The sequence below is a fragment of the Helicobacter sp. 11-8110 genome (assembly GCF_003288905.1).
Lineage (GTDB): Bacteria > Campylobacterota > Campylobacteria > Campylobacterales > Helicobacteraceae > Helicobacter_D > Helicobacter_D colisuis.
The window spans coordinates 1-25,568 of the sequence record NZ_NHYL01000002.1 but is presented as its reverse complement, the minus strand read 5'-3'; the positions used below and the strand labels follow the sequence as shown (position 1 = coordinate 25,568).

At 34.1% G+C, this 25,568-nt stretch carries 26 protein-coding genes; 12 read left to right on the top strand and 14 right to left on the bottom strand.

Annotation, left to right across the window (positions count from 1 at the left end):
* Nucleotides 1–59 precede the first annotated feature (59 nt).
* Genes CCY98_RS02965 through bamD form a run of 3 tightly spaced genes read right to left on the bottom strand, consistent with a single transcriptional unit; the run spans nucleotide 60 to nucleotide 3,756 of the window.
* Nucleotides 60–674 carry a ribonuclease HII gene (locus CCY98_RS02965; RefSeq protein ID WP_112057116.1) on the bottom strand — a complete coding sequence of 205 codons (615 nt, stop codon included), beginning with the start codon at nucleotides 672–674 and terminating at the stop codon, nucleotides 60–62.
* A complete protein-coding gene (lon, locus tag CCY98_RS02960; RefSeq protein WP_112057115.1) occupies nucleotides 661–3,078 on the bottom strand; it encodes an endopeptidase La in 2,418 nt (805 codons plus the stop codon). Before lon ends, CCY98_RS02965 begins: the two co-directional genes overlap by 14 nt.
* A gap of 9 nt (nucleotides 3,079–3,087) precedes the next feature.
* The gene (gene bamD / locus CCY98_RS02955; protein WP_112057114.1) at nucleotides 3,088–3,756 is read right to left on the bottom strand and encodes an outer membrane protein assembly factor BamD; all 669 of its coding nucleotides are present in this window, start codon (nucleotides 3,754–3,756) and stop codon (nucleotides 3,088–3,090) included.
* Nucleotides 3,757–4,025: 269 nt separating this feature from the next.
* Between bamD and fliW the strand changes: the two genes are divergently transcribed.
* From fliW to CCY98_RS02920, 7 genes are all read left to right on the top strand, one after another.
* Complete coding sequence (gene fliW / locus CCY98_RS02950; protein WP_112057113.1) at nucleotides 4,026–4,457, top strand: flagellar assembly protein FliW; 432 nt, start codon at nucleotides 4,026–4,028, stop codon at nucleotides 4,455–4,457.
* 2 nt (nucleotides 4,458–4,459) lie between these two features.
* Nucleotides 4,460–5,200 carry a pyrroline-5-carboxylate reductase gene (proC, locus tag CCY98_RS02945; RefSeq protein WP_112057112.1) on the top strand — a complete coding sequence of 247 codons (741 nt, stop codon included), beginning with the start codon at nucleotides 4,460–4,462 and terminating at the stop codon, nucleotides 5,198–5,200.
* Nucleotides 5,197–6,093 (top strand): tRNA (adenosine(37)-N6)-dimethylallyltransferase MiaA, encoded by an 897-nt coding sequence (gene miaA, locus CCY98_RS02940; protein ID WP_112057111.1) that lies wholly within the window; start codon nucleotides 5,197–5,199, stop codon nucleotides 6,091–6,093. The genes proC and miaA overlap by 4 nt, the downstream gene beginning before the upstream one ends.
* 120 nt (nucleotides 6,094–6,213) lie before the next feature.
* Nucleotides 6,214–7,569 carry an L-seryl-tRNA(Sec) selenium transferase gene (gene selA, locus CCY98_RS02935; RefSeq protein ID WP_112057277.1) on the top strand — a complete coding sequence of 452 codons (1,356 nt, stop codon included), beginning with the start codon at nucleotides 6,214–6,216 and terminating at the stop codon, nucleotides 7,567–7,569.
* Nucleotides 7,559–9,376, top strand: a complete 1,818-nt coding sequence (gene selB, locus CCY98_RS02930) for a selenocysteine-specific translation elongation factor (RefSeq protein ID WP_112057110.1) — start codon at nucleotides 7,559–7,561, stop codon at nucleotides 9,374–9,376. Before selA ends, selB begins: the two co-directional genes overlap by 11 nt.
* Nucleotides 9,370–10,365 carry a nitrogen fixation protein NifS gene (locus tag CCY98_RS02925; RefSeq protein ID WP_112057109.1) on the top strand — a complete coding sequence of 332 codons (996 nt, stop codon included), beginning with the start codon at nucleotides 9,370–9,372 and terminating at the stop codon, nucleotides 10,363–10,365. The genes selB and CCY98_RS02925 overlap by 7 nt, the downstream gene beginning before the upstream one ends.
* Before the next feature lie 2 nt (nucleotides 10,366–10,367).
* Nucleotides 10,368–11,594, top strand: a complete 1,227-nt coding sequence (locus CCY98_RS02920) for a molybdopterin molybdotransferase MoeA (RefSeq protein WP_112057108.1) — start codon at nucleotides 10,368–10,370, stop codon at nucleotides 11,592–11,594.
* Here CCY98_RS02920 and pyrF read toward each other — a convergent pair.
* The 6 genes from pyrF to CCY98_RS02890 are packed head-to-tail and all read right to left on the bottom strand — an operon-like array spanning nucleotide 11,591 to nucleotide 15,499.
* On the bottom strand, nucleotides 11,591–12,274 hold the full coding sequence (gene pyrF / locus CCY98_RS02915) for an orotidine-5'-phosphate decarboxylase (protein WP_112057107.1): 684 nt from the start codon (nucleotides 12,272–12,274) through the stop codon (nucleotides 11,591–11,593). The two genes, CCY98_RS02920 and pyrF, sit on opposite strands and share 4 nt — an antisense overlap.
* On the bottom strand, nucleotides 12,271–12,804 hold the full coding sequence (gene nusB, locus CCY98_RS02910; RefSeq protein ID WP_112057106.1) for a transcription antitermination factor NusB: 534 nt from the start codon (nucleotides 12,802–12,804) through the stop codon (nucleotides 12,271–12,273). The genes pyrF and nusB overlap by 4 nt, the downstream gene beginning before the upstream one ends.
* Nucleotides 12,805–13,275 carry a 6,7-dimethyl-8-ribityllumazine synthase gene (gene ribH, locus CCY98_RS02905; RefSeq protein ID WP_112057105.1) on the bottom strand — a complete coding sequence of 157 codons (471 nt, stop codon included), beginning with the start codon at nucleotides 13,273–13,275 and terminating at the stop codon, nucleotides 12,805–12,807.
* A complete protein-coding gene (gene kdsA, locus CCY98_RS02900) occupies nucleotides 13,275–14,081 on the bottom strand; it encodes a 3-deoxy-8-phosphooctulonate synthase (protein ID WP_112057104.1) in 807 nt (268 codons plus the stop codon). The genes ribH and kdsA overlap by 1 nt, the downstream gene beginning before the upstream one ends.
* Before the next feature lie 2 nt (nucleotides 14,082–14,083).
* On the bottom strand, nucleotides 14,084–14,704 hold the full coding sequence (locus tag CCY98_RS02895; protein ID WP_181566540.1) for a carbonic anhydrase: 621 nt from the start codon (nucleotides 14,702–14,704) through the stop codon (nucleotides 14,084–14,086).
* A 24-nt stretch (nucleotides 14,705–14,728) separates the two neighbouring features.
* A complete protein-coding gene (locus CCY98_RS02890) occupies nucleotides 14,729–15,499 on the bottom strand; it encodes a flagellar motor protein MotB (protein WP_112057102.1) in 771 nt (256 codons plus the stop codon).
* Nucleotides 15,500–15,596: 97 nt separating this feature from the next.
* Between CCY98_RS02890 and CCY98_RS02885 the strand changes: the two genes are divergently transcribed.
* On the top strand, nucleotides 15,597–16,190 hold the full coding sequence (locus CCY98_RS02885) for a DedA family protein (RefSeq protein WP_112057101.1): 594 nt from the start codon (nucleotides 15,597–15,599) through the stop codon (nucleotides 16,188–16,190).
* A 29-nt stretch (nucleotides 16,191–16,219) separates the two neighbouring features.
* On the opposite strand, the gene CCY98_RS02880 is transcribed toward CCY98_RS02885, so the two are convergent.
* Nucleotides 16,220–18,037: a Na/Pi symporter gene (locus tag CCY98_RS02880; protein WP_181566538.1), complete on the bottom strand. Its 1,818-nt coding sequence runs from the start codon at nucleotides 18,035–18,037 to the stop codon at nucleotides 16,220–16,222.
* 103 nt (nucleotides 18,038–18,140) lie between these two features.
* On the opposite strand from CCY98_RS02880, the gene CCY98_RS02875 reads away from it, so the two are divergent.
* Nucleotides 18,141–19,355 (top strand): NAD(P)/FAD-dependent oxidoreductase, encoded by a 1,215-nt coding sequence (locus CCY98_RS02875; protein WP_112057099.1) that lies wholly within the window; start codon nucleotides 18,141–18,143, stop codon nucleotides 19,353–19,355.
* A gap of 107 nt (nucleotides 19,356–19,462) precedes the next feature.
* On the opposite strand, the gene CCY98_RS02870 is transcribed toward CCY98_RS02875, so the two are convergent.
* From CCY98_RS02870 to CCY98_RS02855, 4 genes are read right to left on the bottom strand one after another with little or no spacing between them, the layout of a single operon-like run.
* The gene (locus CCY98_RS02870) at nucleotides 19,463–20,284 is read right to left on the bottom strand and encodes a UDP-N-acetylmuramate dehydrogenase (protein WP_112057098.1); all 822 of its coding nucleotides are present in this window, start codon (nucleotides 20,282–20,284) and stop codon (nucleotides 19,463–19,465) included.
* Nucleotides 20,284–20,550 (bottom strand): flagellar biosynthesis protein FliQ, encoded by a 267-nt coding sequence (gene fliQ, locus CCY98_RS02865; RefSeq protein ID WP_112057097.1) that lies wholly within the window; start codon nucleotides 20,548–20,550, stop codon nucleotides 20,284–20,286. The genes CCY98_RS02870 and fliQ overlap by 1 nt, the downstream gene beginning before the upstream one ends.
* 15 nt (nucleotides 20,551–20,565) lie before the next feature.
* Complete coding sequence (gene fabI, locus CCY98_RS02860; RefSeq protein WP_112057096.1) at nucleotides 20,566–21,387, bottom strand: enoyl-ACP reductase FabI; 822 nt, start codon at nucleotides 21,385–21,387, stop codon at nucleotides 20,566–20,568.
* 9 nt (nucleotides 21,388–21,396) lie between these two features.
* Nucleotides 21,397–22,101 (bottom strand): triose-phosphate isomerase, encoded by a 705-nt coding sequence (locus tag CCY98_RS02855; protein ID WP_112057095.1) that lies wholly within the window; start codon nucleotides 22,099–22,101, stop codon nucleotides 21,397–21,399.
* Between the two features lie 145 nt (nucleotides 22,102–22,246).
* On the opposite strand from CCY98_RS02855, the gene CCY98_RS02850 reads away from it, so the two are divergent.
* The 3 genes from CCY98_RS02850 to CCY98_RS08720 all read left to right on the top strand — a co-directional run bounded on the left by CCY98_RS02850 (nucleotide 22,247) and on the right by CCY98_RS08720 (nucleotide 25,356).
* Entirely contained in the window at nucleotides 22,247–23,329 is a 1,083-nt protein-coding gene (locus tag CCY98_RS02850) for an FUSC family protein (protein WP_112057094.1), read from the top strand.
* 175 nt (nucleotides 23,330–23,504) lie between these two features.
* Nucleotides 23,505–24,011, top strand: coding sequence for a PAS domain-containing protein (locus tag CCY98_RS02845; protein WP_112057093.1), 507 nt, complete (start codon nucleotides 23,505–23,507; stop codon nucleotides 24,009–24,011).
* A complete protein-coding gene (locus CCY98_RS08720) occupies nucleotides 23,986–25,356 on the top strand; it encodes a methyl-accepting chemotaxis protein (protein WP_112057092.1) in 1,371 nt (456 codons plus the stop codon). Before CCY98_RS02845 ends, CCY98_RS08720 begins: the two co-directional genes overlap by 26 nt.
* Nucleotides 25,357–25,568 lie beyond the last annotated feature (212 nt).

Below are 25,568 nucleotides of genomic sequence, written 5' to 3'. Positions count from 1 at the left end.
CCTTACGATTAAAAATAGATTGTGCAATTTTATCAAAAATTGTTTAAAAAGGATTAAAATCAAAAAAGCGTTGTTGTGGTTTTTGGAAGTTTTTTTAAGTGGTAGCTTTGGCGATGTTCCTTGCAATAACCAAATTTTAAGATAGCTTCTATATGAGCTTTTGTTCCATAGCCTTTGTGTGATTTAAAATTATATTGCGGATAAATTAAATCCAATTCTATACTTTCTTTATCTTTAGCATTTTTAGCTAAGATACTTGCTGCACTAATGGCATAAACCTTAGAATCACCTTTTATTAGCGTTTGTAGGGATTGGATTTGAAAATTACAATTTCCATCAAAAAGGTAGTGGGGGGATTTGAGTTGAGTTAGAATTTCTTGTAGGGATTCTTTTAGGCAAAGACTTAATCCTTTTAAATCAATTTCTTGTGCAGTTTTTTTAACAAGATGAAATTGTGCGTATTGCGTGATTTGCAGGGCTAGAGTATCGCGGATTTTGGGAGAGAGTTTTTTGGAATCTTGGAGTTGGTTTAAGAGATTTTTGGGAAAAGATTTACCTAAAATCACACCGCATACAAAAAGTGAGCCACCAATACAACCTCTACCCGCTTCATCAATCCCACAGATTTCAAGGGGATCGTGTGAGGGTTGAGTAAAAAGGCTATTTGGATTCAAAGATGTATTTTAGAACTTCTTGGAAATTTTCTACTGGATAAATTTCTAAGCCCTCTTTGACCTCTTCTGGAATCTCATTTAAATCACGCTCAAAATTTTTCTTAGGAATAAGTGCGGTTTTAACACCTGACTTTAGAGCCGCAGTGAGTTTTTCTTGTAAGCCACCAATGGGAAGAACTTTGCCTCTTAGAGTTAATTCACCAGTCATAGCAACAGAGCTTAAGATAGGGCGATTAGAAAAAATTGAAGCAATCGCACTAGCTATGGCGATTCCAGCACTCGGACCATCTTTTGGTGTAGCACCCTCTGGGACATGCAAATGCACATCAAAGCGATTATAAATCTCACTTAGATCAACAGAATCTTTCTCTGCCTTTTCTTTGGGAGAAAGTGGAATAAGGCTTGGGTCAATTTCTAGTTTTTGGCTGTCAATTAGGGATTTGATATAAGAGTGAGCAATTTTTGCGCTTTCTTTCATTACATCACCCAGATTACCAGTTAAATGCAATCCGCCCTTGCCTTTGATTTTTAAAGCTTCAATTTTTAAGACATCACCACCAACGCTTGTCCAAGCAAGTCCATTGACTAAGCCCACTTCATTTTTAGCATTTGCACTTTCGTATTCAAAGACAATTTTATCAAGGTATTGAGATAGATTCTTGTTGGTAATAGTGATTTTTTCTTGTGGATTTTGCAAAATTTCTTTGGCAACTTTGCGTAAGATTTCAGCAATCTTGCGTCTTAAATTTCTCACCCCCGCTTCTCTTGTGTATTTTTCAACAAGATTTTTTATAGCTTGTGTATTAAAGCTAACTTCACTGCTTTGTAAGCCATGTTTTTTGATTTCTTGAGGAATGAGATATTTCTTTGCAATTTGTTCTTTTTGATAAGGAGTGTAGCTATTGATATTAATAAATTCCATTCTGTCGCGTAAAGGAGCTGGGATTGAACTAATGTCGTTGGCAGTAGCGATAAAAATCACTTGGGAGAGATCTAAATCAAAATTTGTGTAATAATCTCTAAATTCTTTGTTTTGCTCAGGATCTAAAATCTCTAATAACACAGAAGAAGGATCGCCACGGAAAGAATGGTGCATCTTATCAATTTCATCTAAAACAATCACAGGATTCATCTCTTTTGCATCAATTAAGCCTTGCACGATTCTACCCGGCATTGCTCCAATATAAGTTCGGCGGTGTCCTCGTAACTCATTCACATCTTCTAAGCCACCTAGCGCGATTCGGATAAGTTTTCTTTTGAGGGCAGTGGCAATGGAGTTTGCAAGACTTGTTTTACCCACTCCAGGGGGTCCATAAAAGCAAAGAATCGTGCCTTTATTTTCATTATCATTTTTACCTCTTAAAGCAAGAAGTTCTCGCACAGCAAAGTATTCTATGATGCGCTCTTTTGGCTTTTTTAGCCCATAGTGATCTTTATCGAGCTGTTTTTGCACTTCTTCAATTTTGAGAGATTTTTTAGAATAAGCACCAAAAGGAATATCCAAAACCAATTCGATGTAATTTTGTAAAAGGTTAGCATCTGCGCTATCTTGGTGCATACGAGAAAGTTTGTTGATTTGTTTAGAGATTTCCTTATAGGCATTTTTGCTCATAGCATTTTTGAGTTTTTCAAGTTTTTGTTTGTATTCTTGTAATTCTGTGTCTTTGTTTTCTCCGCCAAGTTCTTTTTGAATCTGCTTTAATTGTTCTTTTAAAAAATATTCTTTATTGATTTTTTCCATTTGGAAATTAACTTTGTTTTTAATTTCTTTTTGGATTTGTTGAGCTTTGATTTCATCTAAGACTATATCAATGAGGCTAAGCAGTCTTTCTTCTGGATCATTTTCTTTGAAGATTTTATAAACTTGCTCTTTTTTTAGTCTTGTAGCACTTGCAATTAAGTCTGCAGCACGATTAGGATCCATTGTTTCATTGATGCTTCTTAGCAAGTCTTGTGAGAAATTTTGAGAAATATTATGAAGGGTGCGTAATTTTTCTTTTAAAACCGAGAGAATGGCTTCGATTCTACTTGCATCAAAGCTTTTTGAAATAATGGGCTGGATTTCTCCAATCAAGGGAGATTTTGAAATGAGTTTTTCAATACTCCCACGGCTTAGCCCTTGAAAAAGAATCTTGATGCGCCCATCAGGCAAGGCTACACGCCTCATAATTGTTCCAATCACTCCAACATCATAAAAGGATTCTTCATTCTCTTCATCATCTTTAGATTTAATTGCAGTGATAAAGATAAGCTTGTCTTCGCTTTGCATTGCAAGATCAATGGCTTTAAGACTTTCTTCATCATTAATAAAAAGAGGCGCTATCATAAAAGGATATAAAAACATATCCTCTTCTAAAATAATAGGCAGATTTTTTGGAAAAGCTCCATAGCGTTCTAATTGCATTGATTTATCCTACCATTCAAAAATTTTTTGATACCAAGGCGAACCTGCCTCTTGATAAAAAATATCTTTTATCCAAGCACTTTCATCAATTTTTTGTTGATAATATTTTGCAGCTTGTTGTTTATCTTTCTTTTCATAAAGTTTAATAATTTCTTTATTAAGGCTCAAATTAGCGAGTTCTAGTTTTAAAAGCATAGTATCAACAATAGGTCTATAGCGTGAATAAGGGTATTTTTGGCTAAAGTCTTGTGCGTCTTTGATTGATTTTGCCAAAAGTTGCTGATCGCGAAATTGTTTGGCAAAGGCAAAATAATTGGCTTGAAGTTTTAAGAAGCTAATAAAGTCAATATTTTTCTCATCTCCAAAGCGTTTGGTGTATTCATCAAAATAAAATGTGGCTAGGAGATATTCCTCTTCTTGCATATGCGCTCGTCCCAAAATCAACATTGCTTCGCTTAATAGTGGTGAATTCAAATGCTCACTTTGGAGTGAAGTGAAGTAACTATCGGCTTTTTCTAAATCTCCATTACGAATTTCTTTAAGCATATTTTGATACCAATAATCAGCTGGTTTATTTACTTCATCAAGCGCTAATCCGCCATTGTTTTTTGAAGAACAAGCATTGAAAATTATCAAAAAACTAAAACTTATAAGAAAGAATTGGATAAATTTTTTCACAGATTCCCTTTTGTTATCTTTGAATTTTAAGCTTTAAACTTTTCATACCAAACTCTTTAAAAGCAGAATGATTTTAATTTAAAAAGCTTTATGAGTGGTAATTATAGCGGATTTGTAATGCATTTTTTATAAAATTGCATTGATTTTTTGTTTTTATTGCGATAGAATTAAATTTTAGAATTCACTATACAATTAGGGTAGATAGCTATTTTGCTAGTGAATAAACTATGAAAAGTTTATTTTGTTATTATTTTAGCAAGGATTAGGTGATGGAATTTGCAGTAAAATCTCCGATTTTAGGTTTTGAACATATCCAAAAGATGCAATTAGAAAAGATTTCAAAAGACGATGATACATTTATGCAACTAAAAAGCTGTGAAAACGATGGTATTTCTTTCACTTTGGTGAATCCTTATTCAATGCGAAGTGATTATGAGTTTGAGATTCCTTCTCCTATAAAGGCACTTTTAGAGCTTAAGGGAAAGACTAACATTGACCCCCAAAACTCTAAGTTAGTTACGCTTAATATTGTTTGTATTAGAGAGCCCATTGAAGAATCAACTGTGAATTTTCTAGCACCCGTATTATTTAATTTTGAGAACTTGACTATGGCGCAAGTTGTATTAGAGAATTTTAAATATGAAAATTTTGGGCTCTCAGAGCCCATTTCTAAGTTTTTTGATTTTAGCAAAGCCAATTAAAAATGAAAACTCTTGTTCTTTTGGGTTATGGTAAAATGGCAAGAGCTTTAGCTCTTGGATTAAAAGAGAAGGCAAATATTCAAGTTGCAGGGAGGAATCCACAAAAAATCCGTGAGTTTTGCGATGATTTAGGACTCACTCCATTATCTCAAAATAACAATCTCATTGAAGTGCAAGATCAAGAAATCCTGCTTTGTGTTAAACCTTATGCACTCCAATCTTTTCAGTTTGTTGGCAAAGCCAAATGCGTTTATTCAATTTTGAATGCTACTACTTTAGAGACTTTAAGAAATAGAATAGAATCAGAAGCTTTTATTCGTGCAATGCCTAATGTAGCTGCGAGTGTTGGCAAATCAATTACTTCTTTGTGTGGAGATGAAGTTTATAAGCAGAGAGCATTTGAAATTTTTAATTCCATTGGGAAAAGCGTTTGGATTGAAGAGAAGATGATGTCGGTAGCTGCGGCACTTGGTGGTTGTGCTCCTGCATTTCTAGCTATGGTAGCTGAATCGCTTGTGGATGCGGGAGTTACAAATGGTTTAACGCGTAATGAATCAAAAGAGATTGTTGAGGGTTTGTTTGAGGGATTTGGGACATTATTGCAGACAACTCATCCAGCGCTTTTAAAAGAAAGTGTAATGAGTCCAGGTGGCTCTACAGCGCAAGGTGTTGCAAGTTTGGAGAAAAATTCCTTGAGAAACACTTTTTTTGAGGCAGTTTTGGCTTCTAAAAATTTCGCTTGAAAATTTTTGCCATTTTAGGAGGTAGTGGTTCAGGAAAAACCGCGCTTTCATTGGAAATTGCACAAAAAAAACAATGTGCAATTCTTTCTCTTGATTCTTTAAGCGTATATCAAGAAATTGATATTATTTCAGCTAAACCAACAAAAAAAGAGAGAGAAGGAATCGCACATTTTGGTATTGATATTTTAACTCCAATACAACTACATAATGTTCAAATATTTATTCAAGAATATCAAAAAGTAAGGGATTTTTGCCAAAAAAATCAACACAATTTATTGATTGTTGGAGGCAGTAGTTTTTATCTTAAAATACTTTTGGAGGGACTTTCAGATTTTTCTTTAGATGAAAATCAAAGGAGTGAAACTTTAGCAAAAATCAATGCTTTGGGGGATTTAGAAAAACAATACCACTTTTTAAAGACAATAGACAAACAATGGGCGATTCGTATTAAGCCAACAGATTGCTATCGCATTCAAAGGGCTTTGGAAATTTATTTTATTACCTCAAAGATTCCTAGTTTGTATTTTAGAGAAAATCCTCCAATTCCGATTATTGAAAATTGTAAAATTTATGAGATTGTTTGGCAAAGGGAATTTTTACGCCAAAGAATCAAGCAAAGAACAAAACAAATGCTAGAGAATGGGGCTATTGATGAGGTTAGGGGACTTTTGGAAAGATATGGAAAAATCTATCAATGGGCAAAAAGTATTGGCATTAAAGAAATAATAGGATTTTTAGAAGGGCAGATTTCACAAGAAGAGCTAGAGGAATTAATCTCCACACACACAGCACAACTTGCAAAACGACAAAGAACATTTAATAAAACACAATTTAAAGAGCATTTTTGTGGTGAAGCCAAAGAGGTTTTAGAGCAAATCCAAAAAGATCTTTGAAATGAAAAATTAATAAATATAATTAGTCTTTATTGAACTTTTTATTTTTTTTAGTTTGATTTTACACAGAATAAAGCAAGAGTGCGTTATTGTATCACCATTTAAATGAATTGGGCAGAAATGGAAAATATTTTAAGGCATATTCCAAAGACAGATAAATTATTAAAGGCAAAGGCTTTAGAAGAGTGTAATGGCGTGTTGCTAAAGAAGATTGTTGTAGAGTTTTTGGCGATTTATCGCAATGATCTTTTGAATGGTGGAGCAATAATGGAGTTTGAGAAGTGTGTGGAGCGTATTAAAGAAATTTATCACAAGCGCACTAATAAGTCTCTTAGAACTTTGGTGAATGCAACTGGAATTATTGTGCATACTAATCTTGGGCGGAGTGTGTTTTCAAATGAGATTTTAGAGGAAGTTAAGCCGCTTTTGTGTGCTTATAATAATTTAGAATATGATCTAAAAGAAGGTGATCGTAGTGAGCGTTACATTCATCTAAAAAATCTTTTTGCTATGCTTTTGGGAGTGGAAGATGTTTTGGTGGTGAATAACAACGCAGCTGCAGTTTTTTTGATTTTTAATACTTTTGCTAAAAATAAAGAAGTGGTTGTTTCAAGGGGTGAGCTAATAGAGATTGGTGGAAGTTTTAGGATTCCTAGGGTTATGGAGGATTCTGGAGCAATACTAAAAGAAGTGGGAACTACTAACAAAACCTATCTTAAAGATTATCAAGAGGCTATTAATTCTAATACTGCTATGCTTTTTAAAGCGCATAAATCCAATTATGAAATTGCAGGTTTTAGCAAGGAAGTTGACTATCAAGAGCTTATTGCTTTAGCGCAAGAGAAAGGATTGTTGGATTATTATGATCTAGGAAGTGGATATTTTGGTTTAAAAGGGCTAGATATTTTAAAAAAATACGAAATGCCTTTGGAAGAAATTGCAAGTTTAAATCCTTCTTTGGTGAGTTTTAGTGGAGATAAGTTGCTTGGTGGCGCACAAGCAGGAATTATTTTTGGCAAGAAATGCTATATTGATCAATTAAAGCAAAATCAACTTTTAAGAATGTTGCGTGTAGATAAATTTACCCTTGCTGCTTTGGAGGCGACTTTGATGGCGTATTTGCAGGGGAAATATGAAAAGATTCCAACTTATAAAATGCTTTTGCAAACTAAAGAAGTTTTAAAAAAGAAAGCAGAAAAGCTATTGGAGCTAATTCAAGAAAGCTTCAAACCTATCATCTTAGAAACAAAGGGCTACAGCGGAGGGGGTGCAATGCCAAATAAAGCCCTAGAGTCTTTTGGAATCGCTCTTAGCTTTAGCGATGAGAAAAAGTTAGAACAGCTTTTAAGAGAGAGGGGCATCATTGCTAGAGTTGAAAATGGAAAGGTGATTTTAGATGTAATGGCGCTTTTGGAGGGAGATGAAAAGATTATTCAAAAAGCACTTTTGGATATTAAGGAAAGTTATGCAAGATAATTTGATTCTTGGGGTAATGGGACATATTGATCACGGAAAAACGAGTTTGGTGCGTGCATTAAATGGATTTTGGGGTGATGAAAGAAAAGATGAAAAAGAGCGTGGAATCACGCTAGATTTGAGCTTTTCAAATCTAAGTAATGGGGAGAGAAATATTGCTTTTATTGATGTTCCAGGGCATGAAAAATTAGTAAAAAATATGATTGCTGGGGCATTTGGATTGGATTATGGAATGTTGGTCATTGCGGCTAATGATGGCATTATGCCACAGACTTTGGAGCATTTAAGAATTGCAAGTTTGCTTGGAATTAGTGATTTTGTGGTGGTAATAAGCAAAGTAGATTTAGCAGATAAGGCTGAAATTGTAGCGCTTAAAGAGCAAATTCAGAATCTTTTTAGTCAATTTAATACCTTAAAATATCAAATCTTTGAAGTTTCTCTCTATGATGAAGTAAGTGTGGAGAATCTTAAAAGAGCACTCTTTGAGTTACCCAAAAAGATTCATAGGGATTTGGGATTTTTCCGTTACTATATTGATAGAATCTTTGTGATTAAAGGTAGTGGTTGTGTGGTGAGTGGGACACTTTTGGATGGTAATCTCACTTGTGATCAAAAGGCGTGGTGTTGCAATCTTGATAGACTTGTGGGCATAAAAAATATTCAATGCCACGGCGAGTTTGTTAATGAAGCTAAAAGTGGGCAGAGGGCAGCTTTAAATCTTAGTGGTGTCTCACATCATGAGCTAAAGCGTGGAGATTTGCTAAGTAAAAAGGGTTATTTGAGGGGATTTGATAGGGTTGAGGTTGCCTTAGAAATGTTTGTAGAAATTCCTCATAATGCTGAAGTTAATTTTTTTATTGGGGCATTAAAAATGCCATGTCGGGTTTTGTTTTTGGATAAAAATTATGCAACTTTGAAGCTTAAAAACCCGGTTTATAGTATTTTTAATGAGCGATTTATTTTGCGCGATGATAAACAAACGCTAGGTGGTGGTAGAGTTTTAAGCCCTATTGTTGATCCGATGAAAAAATCCCAAAAACTTGAATTTTTAAAAATGCTAGATAAAGGGAATTTAAAAGGAGCCTTTGAGATTTTACTCCAAGCACATAAAAAAGGTTTTGGGCTTATAAGTGCTTCACAAAGATTTGGAATCTCACAACTTGAAGCATTAAGTATTGCAAAAGAGATTTTACAATGCTTTGTGAGTGAAAAAAATCTAGTTGTGTATTCCAAAAAAGCAGAAGAATTATTAAGAGAAATTATTTTAGTGATTTTACAGAAGAATCCCAATGCGCTTTTGAGCTCTGCTTTGCTTTGTCAAAAGCAATCGTGGGTTGCTAATGACTTTGCCCAAAGCTTATTAGATAAGCTTTTAAAAGAGGGTGTTTTGCAAAAAAATGATTCATTTTATGTTTCTCCACAGGCTAAAATTGGAAAAATAGAGGATTATTTATACCGCACCATTTATACGCTACTGCAAAGCCAAGGCTTTGAACCAATGGCGCCTTATAATCTTTATGATAGTTTAGATATTGATAGAAAAAGTGGTGATGAGGTGTTTAAAAAGCTAACTAGGGAAAAAAAGATCGTGCGACTTAACCATAAACTTTTTATTTGCACACAAGCTCTAACGCAGCTTTTGGAGGCAATGAGAGAAATTATTAAAAATGAGGGTTATTTGGATTTAAATAATTTTAAGGCACATTTTAATCTTAGTCGAAAATATTTGATTGCTTATTTGGACTATTTAGATAGTTTTGGAGATATTTTAAATACCAATGGGAAAAGGACGCTAAAGTCATGCTAGATTATTTGCAAAATCCACCCATTTATACTTCTTTAATGCAAAAATTAATAGCGCAAGATCGCCCTAATTATTTGGCTATTACTCCTAGTGCGGGGCAAAAAATAAGTCAAGAAAATAAAGAATTAAGCCATTTTTTGGGCTGTGAGATTACGCGCCCTTTTAGTTTTAATTTGGAGAGTTTTTATTTTTTGCTCTCCAAGCTTAGCCAAAAATACAAAGTCGCTCTTGTACTTTCTTCTCATCAAATGCTTTATAGTGCCTACCTTGCTTTGCCCAATAAAGAATCAATAATTCCCATAATCCCAGATAAAAAAAGTGGTCAAATTGATATTGAAAACGCCTTAGAAAAAGGGGCGGATTGCTTTTTGATTCCTTATTTAAATGAAGACATTCTTACTTTGAATCTTCATTTAGATGAGATTTTAAAAGATGTTTTTACCCTTTGGGATATTAGCTATGCTTTAGCCTTAGGGTTGCCTTTGCCAAAAAATGCAAATTTTTTAATTGCTAATGGAGAAAATTTGGGCTTAATGCGTCCTTTTGGAATTATGGCGGGTAAAGATATTTTGGATTTGGGGTTATATTTAGAGATTGAAAATCTCTATGGAGTATTTTTGGAGGCAATTAGACTTCAAAAAGTTCCCAAAGAAAATCAAGCTCAATTATTCTTTGAGATTCTAAAAAAAGAATTGCAAGAGGATTGTTATTGTTTTTTTGAGACACCTTCTAATACCTTGCCTCTAGGATTAAAGGGGATTAAAGCAAGAAATCTGATTCAAAGTTTGATTTTTGATGATATTTCTTTGATTAATGGGCAAGAGTGTCTTTTTGGATTTGCTAAGCCCTCTTTTGTGCTGCAATTAATGGGGTATAGTGAGAATCAAGCAAGAGAACTTTTGAGTTTGAGTTTTAAAGAGAAAGTGGATATTAATAGACTAGCACAAAAAATCATTCAAAAATACCGACAAATTAAATCATTACAAGGATAAAAATGCAAGCAGTTTCATTACAAGAAGCAATCAAGATTTTGCAAAAGGCAGGTAGTGGCTTTGCAAAAAATAAAGAATTTTTGGCTTTATTAGAATCACAAGGGAGATTCTTAGCCCAAGAAATTGTGTCTCAAAAGGCGCTCCCAAGTTTTGATAATGCTGCAATGGATGGATATGCCATAAGGTCAGAAGATATGGGAAAGACAGCAAAAATTAAGGCTAGTATTTTTGCGGGGGATCGCAAAGAGGTTGAACTTAAAAGTGGAGAGTGTGCAAAGATTATGACAGGCGCTAAACTTCCTAAAAATGCTGATATAGTTGTGCCTTTTGAAGTTATTGAGGGTGGGTTTAATAATCAAGAGAGTATTACTATACCACAAGGACTTAAGGTAGGGGATAATATTCGCCAAGCTGGTGAAGAAATCCAATTAAATAAAAAAATCTTAGAGATTGGCGATGAGATTGATGAGAATGCTTTAGCACTGCTTGCCTCACAGGGTGTTAGCTATGTAAGTGCATTTAGAGAGCTTAGAATCGGAGTTTTTTCTGGGGGCAATGAACTTAAAGAGCCTTGGGAGTTAGCAGAGGACTATCAAATTTATAATTCTAATACTACAATGATTCTGGGGATTTTAAAAAGTTTTGGTTTTAAGGCAAGTTATGGAGGAATCTCAAAGGATAATAAAGAAGAATTATTGCAAGTTTTAAATATGCCTTTTGATATTATTTTTACCACAGGTGGTGCAAGCAAAGGGGAAGCAGATTTTATGCAAGAAGTGCTTGTGCAAACAGGTGCTGAGATTCTGATTTCTGGTGTGCAGATTAAACCAGGTAAGCCTATTATGGTGGCAAGGCTAGAGAGAAAATTTATTATCGCATTACCAGGGAATCCTTTGGCAGGAGCGGTATTGTTGCGTTTTTTGATTTTACCATTTTTAAGAAATCTTGCTGGGGCTAACGCTCATTTTCCTCAAGCTTTAAGGGTAAAAAATATTGAATCCTTTAAGTTAAAAAAGCGAATGGATGCTATGCTTGGAAGCCTTAGTGTAGATGGATTTTTGCTAACTCAAAAAGGAAAATACACTTCAGGGCAGATTTTGCCACTTTGCCAAAGCAATGCTATCGCACTATTAAGTGAAGAATGCATACAAATAGAAGCAGGAGAGTGGATAAAGGTGTTACCTTATTCAATGATTTGGGGTAAGGTAGAGTGTGATTACATTAATTAAAGAGATTGGAGAATCTTATTAATCACTTCTTGTGGGTTTGGAGCTTTGTAAATAGGTCTTCCAACCACTATAAAATCACTCATTGCAGCTTTTGCATCTTGCAAGGTTGCGGTGCGTTTTTGATCTCCGCTTTCTTCACCAAAAGGTCGGATTGCTGGAGTGAGTGTAAGAAAATGAGAATCGATTTTTTCTTTGATGGCTTTTGATTCCAAGCAAGAACAAACCACTCCATTAATCCCTGATTCATAAGCCATTTTGGCAAATTTTAAAACTTGAGTATCTAAATTGCTATGATAAACTTCAAAAAAACTCTCTTGTTGAAAGCTTGTAAGTGCTGTAACTGCCATAATTAAAGGTGGATTTTGGACTTTTTGTAGCCGTTTTGTTATCTCACACATTGCTTCTCTTCCGCTACTTGCGTGAATAGTTACCATATCCACTCCAAGTTTTACAATTTCATCAATGCTATCGCCCATTGTGTTGGGAATGTCATAGAGTTTTAAATCCAAAAAAATCTTAAAATGATTAATGGATTTGATTTGCTCTAAAAACTCTTTTCCATCACGAATAAAACTTCTAAGCCCTACTTTAACCCAGACTTCTTGAGAAGTTTTTAGATTGCTTAAGAGTTCAAGATTGTCTTTTTTGTTTGGCATATCAAGGGCGATACAAAGTTTCATACTTTTCCCTTTTTTGTGGAGTTCTGATTTTTTGCTTTTGGGGTTTTAGATTCTGATTTTTCAGGCTTAGCTAAATCACTTGTAACTTGTTTAACCTTTTGCATTGATTCTTGAATGGTATGAATGGGGATTTGCAGATTCTTTGCAATGTTGTCCAAAACCCCATTAATAAATTTTGCCGAAGCCTCATTTCCAAAGGTTTTTGCTAATTCTAGGGCTTCATTAATGGCAATGGCTTTATCAAGATTATTAAAAGCAATTTCATAAACTCCAAGCCTTAAAATAGCTTTTTCCATATCTCCAATTTTTGAAAAATCCCAACTTTCAAGTTGATGAGCGATGCGTAAATCAAGTGATTCAAGATTTTCAATAACGCCATTAAAAAGTAGATTTGCAAAATCTTTTTGCTTGTTTTTTATTTTGTGTTCTTCAAAGATTTCATCAGCAAATTTAAAAATTGCATTATTTCCACTACTATAAGCATACAAAAGCTGCACAACAACTTCCCTTACATGGCTTCTTGTTGCCATTTATGCTCCAATTTTACGATAAAGATTGATTAATTCGATGAGGCTACTCATTGCCTCAAAGCCCTTATTTCCTGCCTTTGTCCCTGCGCGCTCAATAGCTTGTTCAATGGTATCTGTAGTTAAAACCCCAAAGGTTACAGCAGCTCCATAGCGAATAGTAACATTGGCAATACCTTTAGTGGCTTCAGCACTCACATAATCAAAATGTGGTGTGGATCCTCTTATAATCGCACCCAAACAGCAAACACCATCATAATTGCCTTGAGCAAGAACTTTTTCTAGTACAAAAGGAATCTCAAAAGCACCCGGCACTAAAATGTTTGTAAGGTTTTCATCAATTCCGCCGTGTCTTAAAAAACAATCTTTTGCACCCTCTATTAATCTATCTGTGATAAGATGATTGAAACGACTTGAGATAATTGCAATCTTTTCATCGCCAAGTAATGATAAATCGCCTTCAATAATTTGCATTATAAATCCTTTTTAATAAGATGATCAATTTCAAGTAATTGGTTAGATAATTTGAGTAACTCTTGTGGAGTTAGCATATTTGGTCCATCACTTAGGGCAATTTTTGGATTAGTATGCACTTCAGCAAATAAGCCATCAATCCCAACAGCACTTGCTGCTCTAGCAAGAATGGGAGCAAAGCGAGAATCGCCTCCGCTTTTTCCGCCAGCAGCACCAGGCATTTGCACTGCGTGAGTAGCATCAAAAATCACTGGAGCAAACTCTTTCATAATAACTAAAGAGCGCATATCCACTACCAAATTCCCATAGCCAAAGCTACTACCACGCTCAGTAAGGAGAATCTGATATTTTTGCGATTCTTGATAGGTTGCTTCTTCTCCCCCGCGCGTTTTAATGGCTTTTAGCACAGAATAGCGCATATCAGCAGGATTCATAAATTGTCCCTTTTTGATATTCACAATAGCCTTGCTTTTTGCGACCTCTACAATCAAGTCTGTTTGGCGGCATAAAAAGGCTGGAATCTGTAGAATATCTACGACTTTAGCTGCAAGTTTGACTTGATGGGTTTCGTGAATATCAGTAAGCAGTTTGTAGCCAAATTTTTGCTTGATTTTGGCTAGAGATTCTAGTCCTTTTTCTAAACCTGGTCCTCGATAAGAATCAAGGCTCGTGCGGTTTGCTTTATCAAAACTTGCCTTGAAATAAAAATCAATATCAGGATTTTTTGCAAGTGGTTTAAGCGATTCTGCAATTTCTTCTAAGATTTCATCATTTTCAATAACGCAAGGTCCAGCAATAAAAATCATTTTTATCCTTTTAGTAAATTAAATTCGTGTTTTTTGAAATCATAGCTATACACTTCGCCACTTTCAATAATATAATGCCAACCATAAATATGCAATGTCCTTGCAAGATACTTTTCCTTGACATTGGGATAAGTAAAAAGATTCATGATTTGTCTTTCGATATTGATTTGTTCGGTTAAATAAGCACGCATAGCTTTATTTTGTGGATTTAAAGCAAGAACTTGTTTTTTAACAGGTTCAATTAGTTTGAGCCAATTTTGGACATTGGGCATTTTAGTGAAATGATCTTCTTCATAAAGTGCCGCACAACCTCCACAATGAGAATGCCCACAAATAATAATATTTTCAACTTTGAGTTCTTCAAGGGCATATTCTATGGCTGAAGTTGTGGCAAGATATTCTTCAGCTTCCCTATAAGGAGGGACAATATTTGCGATATTCCTAACAACAAAGAGTTCGCCTGGGAGAGTGTTTGTAATAAGGTTTGGAACAACTCTTGAATCAGCACAACCCACAAAAAGTGTGTGAGGATTTTGACCTTCTTTGAGATTTTCAAAAAGCTCTTTATAGGCAATAAAATTTTCTTCTTTAAATTTAATTGCACCTTCAAAGAGTGTTTCAATAGAGCTTTGTGCCACTTAAATCCTTTAATTTGATTTGGCTAGATTTTGTGCAAGACTAGGGAGATCCTCTCCTATGCTATAGATATACAAATCCACGCGTCGGTTTTTTGCCCTAAGTTCAGGAATTTTATTGCTAGCAATTGGAGAAAATTCTCCCTCACCACCACCTAAAACTCTCTCTTTTGAGATGCCCTCAGAGATAATAAGTTGGGCAACATTGACACCTCTAGCAATAGAGAGTTCTAGATTGTCTGCAAAGATGGGATTTTCTCGCATAGGGACATTATCTGTGTGTCCAATGGCTTTGATTAATGCTGTTTCTGGGAGTTTATCAAACTCTAGAGTTAGTCTTTTTAAAAAAGCAAGTCCGCTAGAATTAGTTAAAACAGCACTACCACTCTCAAAGAGTAAGGCTTCTGGAATGCGAATAATCATACCCTCTTCAGCTTCTTCAAATTCAACAGCAGGACCATTAGCAAGTTTATTAATTTCGTTGTATTCAGTAATGAGACTTGCAAAGATATTAACCGCATCTTCCATTACTTCTTGAGGTTTAATAGGAGTTGCAAGAATTGGAGCAGGAGGGTTAATCTGTGTTTTTATCCCATTTTCAAGCACAGCAAAAGTCCCTTCTAAAGAACCGATTGCTTCATCAATTTTTTCAGTGGTAAAAGTAGCCATAGAAAGCAGCAAAATAAAGAAAGTCAAAATGAGTGTAACCATATCACCATAAGTTCCAAGCCATAAAGGAACGCCTTTGGGGCATTCACAGGGAGGACATTTTTCTTTTGCCACTTTCTTTTTTCCTTATTAATTTTTATTAAAAGACTTTCTAATTATAGCTAGGTTTTAGTTATAATTTAATTTAATTTTTAAACTAAGTGAGGAATTTTTGCAGACAATTATTGATTTTATTGTGAAGCTTGTTGGTGATTTGGGATATTTTGGAATTTTTTTTATGATGTTTTTGGAAAGTAGTTTTATTCCTTTTCCAAGCGAAGTGGTTATGATTCCTGCTGGGTATTTGGCTTATCAAGGGGAAATGAATTTCTTTGTTGCAGTTTTCTTTGGGATTCTTGGTTCTTTAGCGGGGGCATTGTTGAATTATTATTTGGCATTGTTTTTTGGGAGAGAGATTCTTATTAAGTATGGAAAATATGTTTTTTTTGATGAAGAAACGATGAAAAAAATGGAGGATTTTTTTGCTAAACATGGACATATTTCCACCTTTAGTGGGCGATTGATACCAGTTGTTAGGCAGTATATTTCACTTCCTGCTGGGCTTGGAAAAATGAATTTAGCGATTTTTTGTTTTTATACTTCTTTGGGGGCAGGAATTTGGAGTTTGATTCTTGTGGCTTTGGGGTATTTTTTAGGACAGAATGAAGATTTGCTTAAAGAGTATTTGCATTGGATTACTTTAGCCTTGGTGATTGGGGTGGCATTTGGAATTGCGATTTATGTGGCTTATCAAAAGAGAAAGTGATTTTTAAACTCTCTTTTGGTGTTTAAAATTTATGCCGTTTCTTTGGCAAAAATAATTTCAACGGCTTCAATTAATTGACTAGCAATTTGGGCAATAAAGGCACTGTCATTGAGAATTGAAGTTCCATTGGTTACGCTGATTTTTTCTTGCGTGATAAGTGCTTCTACATTGTGGAGTGTGTGGTAATCTTTTTCTTTGGGGAGATTTTTGGCATTTTTGAGTTGAGATAGAATGAGATAGGCATTATCATCATTCATTAATTTAAGCTCTTCTACACTTCTTAAAAGCTCTCCTAAATCTTTGCGCATTGTGTTGTATTGTGTGGCTAATGTTTTGTTTGATGAGTTTGAATAAACTTTCATATTGGTTTGGATAATTTTGAGATTCTTTGTGGCTTCAGCGATATTGCGTGAAGCAATTTTAAAAGCAAAGATTTTGGCAAGTTTTTCTTCTTCAGTAACATAGGTTTGTGCTTTTGTGGAAAATTCCATAATCGCATCAAAAAGCACCTTGATTTTACGCTTATAAAGATAGTCTAAATCCACATTTCCACTAAACCATTTTTTGGTTTGTATGATAGTATCAAAAGTTTCTTTTCCGCGAATATCGCTGCGGTTAAATCCGATAGTGTGAGCAATCATTGCATAGGCATTATTATAGAGATGCACACTTTCTTTTTGCAGGGCTTCAATAGCTGTATCAGGATAGCTAACAATGTTTTGATTTAAGAAAAGTGGCGCATCCATATCTCTATCTTTTGGGGCTTTAATTATTTTATCAAGAACAAAGACAATTTGCTTAATAAATAAAGAGATAAATAACACAGCAATAAGATTAAATAAAGTATGAAAAAGTGCCGTTTTTAAGGCAAGATTATCTTGCGGAATCCCTAAATAACCTGCAACTAAATTAACAAGATACACAAAATAAGGGAAAAGCGCAATGACAATAAGCGCTATGGTAAAGTTAAAAATACAATTAGCTATTGCAAGTTTCTTACCTTCAATATTAGTGCTAAAACTTGCGACAACAGCAGTAACAACACCGCCAACGCTTGTGCCTAAAGTAGCTGCAAGAGCATTTTCAAAACCAATTTGCCCACTAAGCAATGCAGATATGATAATAGCTAAAGTTGCGTGACTTGATTGGACAATTCCTGTGATGATTGCTCCAAGTCCTACGAAAATCAAAACACCTTTGAAACCTTCAAAATTAAAGCGAGACAAATCCACAACCTCTTTATAGGTTTCAAAGCCATTTTTAATGTAATCTACACCCAAAAAGAAAAAGCCAATCCCCATAAAGATAAGTCCAAGTCCTTTAAGTAAAGAATCTTTTTGAAAGCCAAGTAATGTTCCACAAACAATAAGTGGAATGGCAAGGATAGAGATATTAATGCTTGTTAATCCAACAATAAGCCAAGAACCAGCGCTATTGCCGAGATTTGCTCCAAAGACGATTCCTATACCTTGAGCTAGAGTGATTAATCCTGCTGAAAGGAAAGAAATTGAAATAATTGAAACAAGCGTGGAAGATTGCATTAAAATGGTAGTAATAACTCCAAAAGTAACGCTCTTAAAACGAGTGTCTGTAGATTTTTTTAGAATCTTTTCTAGCAAACCACCACTAAAGCTTTTAAATCCATTGCTAAGATTTGTCATTCCAATAAGCAAGATCGCAACCCCTGCTAGGATTTTTGCGATTTCAGGAAAAACAATCAAAAGATAAATTAAAGCAATGATAAGCAAAACAAGAGTGTAGCGTCTAAAATTCTGCAATTTGATCCTTTGTTGTAGTCTAAAAGCTAGAATTATAGCAAAGCTTAAGAATTTATGCCAACTAGCCATTTCAATAAAAACTTTTAAAAGTAAAATTATATTAAACTTTTTATTTTTTTCTTAACTATTTTGAACTAGTATATGTTCAAAATCGTTGTCAAAGGATTCTCTAATGGAGCGTGATACAAAGAAAATTTTAATTATTGGTGGAGGTTATGGGGGATTGAAAGTGGCGCTTGGTTTGCAAAGGAAGTTAAAAATTAAGGCAGATATTACCTTAATTAGCAAACACGATTATCATTACCAAACAACTTTGTTACATAAAGTAGCAATAGGAACTCTTGCTGCAAGAAAAGCAAGAATTTATTATCGCAAGATTCTTGATCCTCAAAAAGTAAAATTTATTAAAGATAAAATTATTCAACTTTGCCCCAAAGAAAATAAAGTTATTGGCAATGGTGGAGAGTATTTTTATGATTATTTGGTAATTGGGCTTGGATTTAAGTCAGATAGTTTTGATATTAAAGGGGTGGAGGAATATACTTATAAGCTTTCAAGTCTTAATCGAGCTTTGAAGCTTTCTAAAAATATTGAAAATAAATTTAAAGATTTTATACACACTAAAAATTCAAAAGATTTGCAAGTGATTGTTTGTGGGAGTGGATTTACTGGGATTGAGTTTGCTGCAGAACTGGCAACACAATTAGATGAATTATGCTTGATTTGTGGAATTGATAGAAAGATTCCAAAGATTACCTGCATTGGGCGATCTCCTCATATTTTGCCGGTATTTAACTCTAAGCTAGTGAGTATCGCAGAGGAAAAATTAAAGAAACTAGGTGTAGAAATTGTCAATAGTGGGAATATTAAAGAAATACAAAAAAATAAAGTTTTGGTAGAAAAAGAGGGAAAAATTATAGAAATTGAAGGCAATACTATTATTTGGAGTGCTGGAGTAAAAGGAAGTGATATAGTCGAAAAATCAGAAATACCAAATAAAAAAGGTCGAATCAAAGTGAATTCACAGCTGCAGTGCGAGGAATTTTCAAATATTTATGTGGTAGGAGATTGCGCGATTGCAGCCAATAAAGATGCGATTCATGCGCCAACAGCTCAACTCTCTGCTCAAATGGGAGATTATCTTGCAGAACTTCTTTGTGGGAAGTTAGAAAACAGAGGCTTTGCAAAGCCTTTTAAATTCAATCATAGGGGAACAGTTTGTTCCATTGGACACACAGATGGAGTGGGAATTGTGTATCATAAAAATGTGAAAGGCGAGTTGGCTGCTTTTATGAAAAATACCATAGAAAATAAATGGCTCTTTAGCATTGGTGGTTTGGAAATGGTATTTAAAAAAGGACAATTTAGATATAGAACTAGCAATTAATTTAAAAAAGTTTCTAGAATCTTTTTTGAATACAAAATAAGATAATTTTTAGAATCATTGTATTTCAAAGTATATTGATAAAAGTGCAAAGCAAGTGGAATTATAAATTATTGGAGAATTTGCACTTCATTTTGGAGTGGGATTTGGTGTTGTTTGAGAACTAAATTTCTTGCTAATTCAATTAATTCTAAAGCTTCATCAAAAGAAGTTTTTCCTAAATTAACTAAAAAATTAGCGTGTTTTGGGCTAAACATTAGCGATTGATTGCGCCCAAAAACAACTCCCTTTAATCCCACAGATTCAATTAGTCGTCCCGCAAAATCATTGGGTGGATTTTTAAAGCAGCTCCCAAAGCTAGGCTCTTTTGGTTGATTGGATCGCATTTTTGTAAAAAGGCTTACAAGATTAGGATTAAAACCGCTTTGTTTTTTAAAAATACCTGCAAAAATGAGTGTTTCTATTGTGCTTGAACGATAAGACAGATTAAGAGAATGTGCGGGAATAAATTCGAGCGATTGGGAATTTTTTAGGCTTAAGATTCCAAGCAAGGAGGATTTGATTTCATATTCCTTCAATCCAGCATTCATTTTGATGATTCCACCAATGCTTCCAGGCAACCCACTTAGGATTTCAAAACCTGCTAAATTATGTTTTTTGGCATAGGAGAAAAGCCTTCCGCTTGGAGTGAGTGCGCCCACTTCTAAAAAATCTCCACAATCTTTGATATAAGAAAAATTTTTATCAAGCATAATAAGGTTTTTTGCATTGGGTGAAACAAGGAGATTGTTGGCAGCACCAATAATACTAGGGGTGGTTGTGTGTTGTAATATTTCATAATAATCTTGCGGGTTTTGAATGAGGGAGATTTGTAGAGTAGGTCCAATTTTGATACTGCTATAAACAGAAAAATCAAGGGTTTTTTGAATCATTAAAAAATAAAATTAGGCATCATATTAAAGATTCGTGCTGTGAAATCAATGAGCATATTAAGCATCCACGGCATTGTAAAAATAATAACCACAATAACTGCTAGAATTTTAGGCACAAAGGTTAGCGTCATTTCATTGATTTGTGTTGTAGCTTGAAAAATACTAATAAGCAAACCAACTATTAATCCTACAAGCAACATTGGAAGCGATAAAATGAGTGTAATTCTATATGTTTCAATTGCAAGATTCATAAGTTGCGCTTCCACTTTTGCCCTTTTTTGTTATTTTACTCTATCCCAAACTAGAGAGGCTTTGCCATCTATTTCTTCAACAGCGCACATTCCCATAATGTTATAGCCACAATCAACATAGTGGATTTCACCTGTTACAGCACTTGAAAGTGGTGAGAGTAGATACATTGCAGAATTCCCCACTTCTTCGATGGTAACATTTTTGCCTAAAGGCGCATTGGCTTCATTCCATTTGAGGATAAATTTGAAATCTCCAATTCCACTTGCTGCAAGGGTTCGGATAGGTCCTGCAGAAATAGCATTAACTCTAATTCCTTTTTTGCCTAAATCATGAGCTAAATAGCGCACACTTGATTCTAGAGCTGCTTTTGCTACCCCCATCACATTATAGTGTGCCACATGTTTAACACTTCCTAAATAACTAAGAGTTAAGATTGAAGCATCGGGAGCCAAAATGGGTTCAAGTTCGCGACATAATTCAATAAGAGAATACACTGAAACTTCCATAGCAACATTAAAGGCTTCCTTGCTTGTCTCCAAAAAGCTTCCATCTAAAGCTTCTTTTGGAGCAAATGCAACACTATGCACGAGAAAATCAAGTTTGCCAAAATCTTTTTTAATTTGCTCTCTTAGATTTGCAAAATGTTCTTTTTTGCTTACATCAAGTTCATAAACATATTGCGAATTGCCAATTTCTTCTGCAATAGGCAAAACGCGTTTTTGGATTGCTTCATTCATATAAGTTAGCCCGATTGTCGCCCCTTGAGCCTTACAAGCTTTTGTGATTCCATAAGCAATTGATTTGTTATTAGCCACTCCTACGATTAATCCTTTTTTGCCATTCATTATCATTTTTGCTCCTTAAAGTGAATTTTTCAAGATTTCTAAAAAGCTAGAAATTTCCCAGCTAGAACTACCAACGAGCACACCATCAACACTATCAATTTGAAGAATTTCTTTGACATTGTTAGGTTTAACGCTGCCCCCATATAAAAGCGGAATTTTACCTAATTTTTGCCTTAAATGCGTGTGAATGGTTGTAATTTCTTCTAAACTTGCGCTAATACCAGTCCCAATAGCCCAAATTGGCTCATATGCAAGAGTAAGATTGGGATAGTTTAAATCAATGCCCTCAAGTTGTGAATCTAAAAAGTTAAGAGTGGATTGCAGTCCTTGTTTTTTTATGTCCAGTGATTCTCCGATGCAATAAAAAATTTCAAAATTTTTTTCCTTAAAAAAGGAAAATTTCTTTGCGCACATTGCTTGGGATTCACCTAGGATTTCACGCCTTTCACTATGCCCAATTAAAAGGGTTTGAATCTTAAATTCATTTAATTGCTCTAGTCCTATTTCTCCAGTAAAGGAGCCATTTTCTGTAAAATAGGCATTTTGTGCTCCAATTCTAAAGTGAGTAAAAGAATCTTCAAGCAAAGCTGTAGCAGGAGGAAAGATTGCTATTTTGTGAGGAAAATTTTGTGTTTGCAAAAAATTTTTTAAATTTTCACAAAAGGCTTGTGTGGATTTTCTTGTATGGTTAGTTTTAAAATTGCTTGCAATGATTTTCATTTCTTAATTCCTTGCTATTTTTAAATATTTGATGCGGATTATAACAAATTTCAAAGTTAATCAAAACTATTTAAATTGTATTATAATTTCATAAAGTATGAAATTTTAAAATAAAGACTAAATAAAGCATAAAAAGAAGGGCAGTATGTCATTAACAAAAAAAATAATGGATGAAGTAAAACTGATTTTTACCTGGAATAAGAGCGATAGACTTTGGCAAATGCCTTTTTTTGCAGGACTTGGGGTAGCAATTATTCTATTTGTAGCAACCTACTTCAAACGCCCAGATTTAGGGCTTGTAGCAATTATTGGGGCAAATATTTTTTTGTATGTTCCAGATACCCCTATTTATCATAAAATGATTCTTAGTATGTCTTGCGCTTTTGGAATGATTACGGCTTTTGCTTTGGGGCTTGTGGGGCAAACTTTTCCTTCTTTTATTCCTTTAATTGTATTTGGTGTAACTATGGTTAGCGCCCAAGTAGTGCGTTATTTTAGTATTGGTGCTCCTGGATTTTTCTTTTTTACTTTTGCGACTTTGCTTGGTAGTTTTATTCCTTTTAAATTAGAGGATTATTTTATGGCAATAGGACTTGTGGCTATTGGAGCTATGGTGGCTAATGTGATGGTGTTATTGTATTCTCTTAGTGTGATTTATCTTTTTAAGCATAATCCAAAGCCGATTCCAAAAGTGGGCGATTTTGGATTTGGAGTGATTGTTGTAGATCCTATCATTATAGCATTTTTTGTGGCTTTAGCAATGGTGTTGCAAAACATTTTAGAGTTGGAGAAGGGCTATTGGGTTGGAGTGAGTTGCGCAGCAGTTTTAACAGCTATTACCTTTAAACAAATTTGGATTAAGCAAACACAGAGAATCTTAGGAACAATTCTTGGAGTAAGTTTTGCCTATATCCTTTTGCATTTTGAGTTTAGCCCTATAGGGTTTGCACTTTTAATGATGGTTTTAATGTTTTTTGCAGAATTAATCGTGGTGAGAAATTACGCATTAGCGATGGTTTTTTTAACACCTTATTCGACTTATTTGGCAGAAGTTGGGAGTTTTATGAATTACAATCCAGATATGATTATTCAAGCAAGAGTTTTGGATATTATTCTTGGTAGTGTGATTGGGCTTATTGGTGGAGCAGTGATGCACTGGGGAGCTTTGCGTAATGTATTAGAGAGAATTGCATATAAAATTATTTATAAATGGGTGGGAAATGAATAGAGAATATTTGACTTATCTTAAATAAAATTTAAGTGGTATTTATAGTATTGAATTCATTTTTTAAAATCATATTCGCATTTTCTTGATAATTATCTGTTAAAATCTTTGTTTCCAAATTGTTAATTGTAGCGATGCTATAATATGCCAAACATTTGTTTTGCAAGGAGGAGCAATAATGAGACAAAAGATAGTTCCGATGGATAAACAAAGAAATGTTCCAGATAATGAACTCATTGTTTCTAAAACAGATTTAAAAGGGAAGATAACTTATTGCAATGATATTTTTATACAACTTTCGGGTTATAGAGAAAATGAACTTTTAGGCAAGGCGCATAATATTGTTCGCCATGGAGATATGCCGCGTATCATTTTTAAGCTACTTTGGGAAAATATTCAAAATGGTAGAGAAATTGTAGCATATGTAAAGAATCTTGCTAAAGATGGCGCTTATTATTGGGTGATTGCTTATGTTAGTCCCTCTTTTAATGAGAAAGGTGAAATTATAGGATACCATTCTGTGCGATTAAAACCAAAACAAGAAGCAGTTTCAAAAATAGAAAATCTTTATGCACAACTTGTTCAAATAGAAAAAGAAGGCAATTTGGCAAAAAGCCAAGCATTTTTAGAAGAATTTTTAAGAAAACAAGGACTAAACTATGAAGAATACATTTTATCTTTATAATTCATTTCGTTTTATGAGTATAGGTTTTATAGTAATTTTTATTGTTTTGTTTGTTGTAGAGGCATTAAATATACACTTTTTATTGGAATTTGCCATTTTTGTTTTAGGAATAATCTTTTGTGTGGTAGGACTCATTGCAGGCAGTAGGCGTGATAAGTGTATTCAAGATATTGCAACATGTATCAAAGAAATGGCAAAGGGAAATTTAGAAGCTAGAATTGTTAATATTGAAGATAAAAGTGGATTGGGTGAAGTTGCTTGGTCGCTTAATCGCTTAGCAGATCAAATTGAGGTTTTTGTTAAGGGAAGTTATATGACAATTAATGCAGCAAGAGAAGGTAGATATTCAAGAAAACTTCCTACAAGTGGGCTAAGAGGAGTTTTTGTGTATGCGGGGAATTTAATTAATCAAGCCACAGATTCTATGGAAGAAGCAGATAAATTAAACAAAAAGGGGTCAATTGTTAATCAAATTTCAAAAAGGAGTTCAAAAAGCTTGGATGAAGGTTTGAAAATAGTTTCTAATGATCTTAATGTTGTGATTACCGCTATGGATGGCGTTAAAGAACATACTCAAGAGATTTCAAGAGAATCTAAAAGTGGGATTTCAAGCATAGAAACAATTTCAGATAATTTTTCAAATTTAACTGCAACGATGGATCAAACAACAGATGCCTTTGAAGGTTTTGTAAAACGCATTGGGGAAATTGATTCTTTTGTGGCACTTATTAAAGAAATTACAGAACAAACAAACCTTTTAGCGCTTAATGCTGCCATTGAAGCAGCAAGAGCAGGAGAACATGGGAGAGGATTTGCTGTTGTTGCAGATGAGGTGAGAAAATTAGCAGAAAGAGCACAAAAGACAGCTTTAGAGATTTCATCTACAACAAAAATTATTAATCAAGAAATTAATGATATTGCTACATTGGTGGAAAATATTAATGAAATCTCACATTCTTCTAATGATTTATTAAATAGTTTCCAATCAGTTTTTGCTCAAATGGATTCTAAAGCACAGCATTTACTAGGGGCAATTTTACAGACTCATAAAAATTCATATGTGATGCTTTTAAAGCTTGATTGCATACTTAAAGAATCGGGTGCTTACTCTGCGATAATTACAGGAATGCAGCCCATTATTAAAGATTATTGCGAAGTAAATGATGAAAATGGAATTAGCAAAGAAATTTGCAATAGCGTTTATAGTTTTAATAATAGTATTAGGGAGTTTTTGGAATTTGCAACAAAAGAATCAAGTCTAAATAAACCTAAAGAATTAGAGAGATTATGCCAAAGATTTGAAGAAAAAAGCCAAGAAATTTATAAGCAACTAGTGATTATATAAAGGCATTTTTGCAAAGGTGCATTTTAGTTTTTGTGTTGGAAGCTTGTAAATCTCTAAAATTAAATAGATTGTATTATGTATATTTTATTCTTCAAACAACCCTTTTTAAACCCCCAAACTAGCTAGAAATTAAAGATAATTTATTTCTAGCTAGTAACTTTTAAAACTTATACTTTATCCCCATATTTCCACTTAAGTAAGTTTCATTTTTA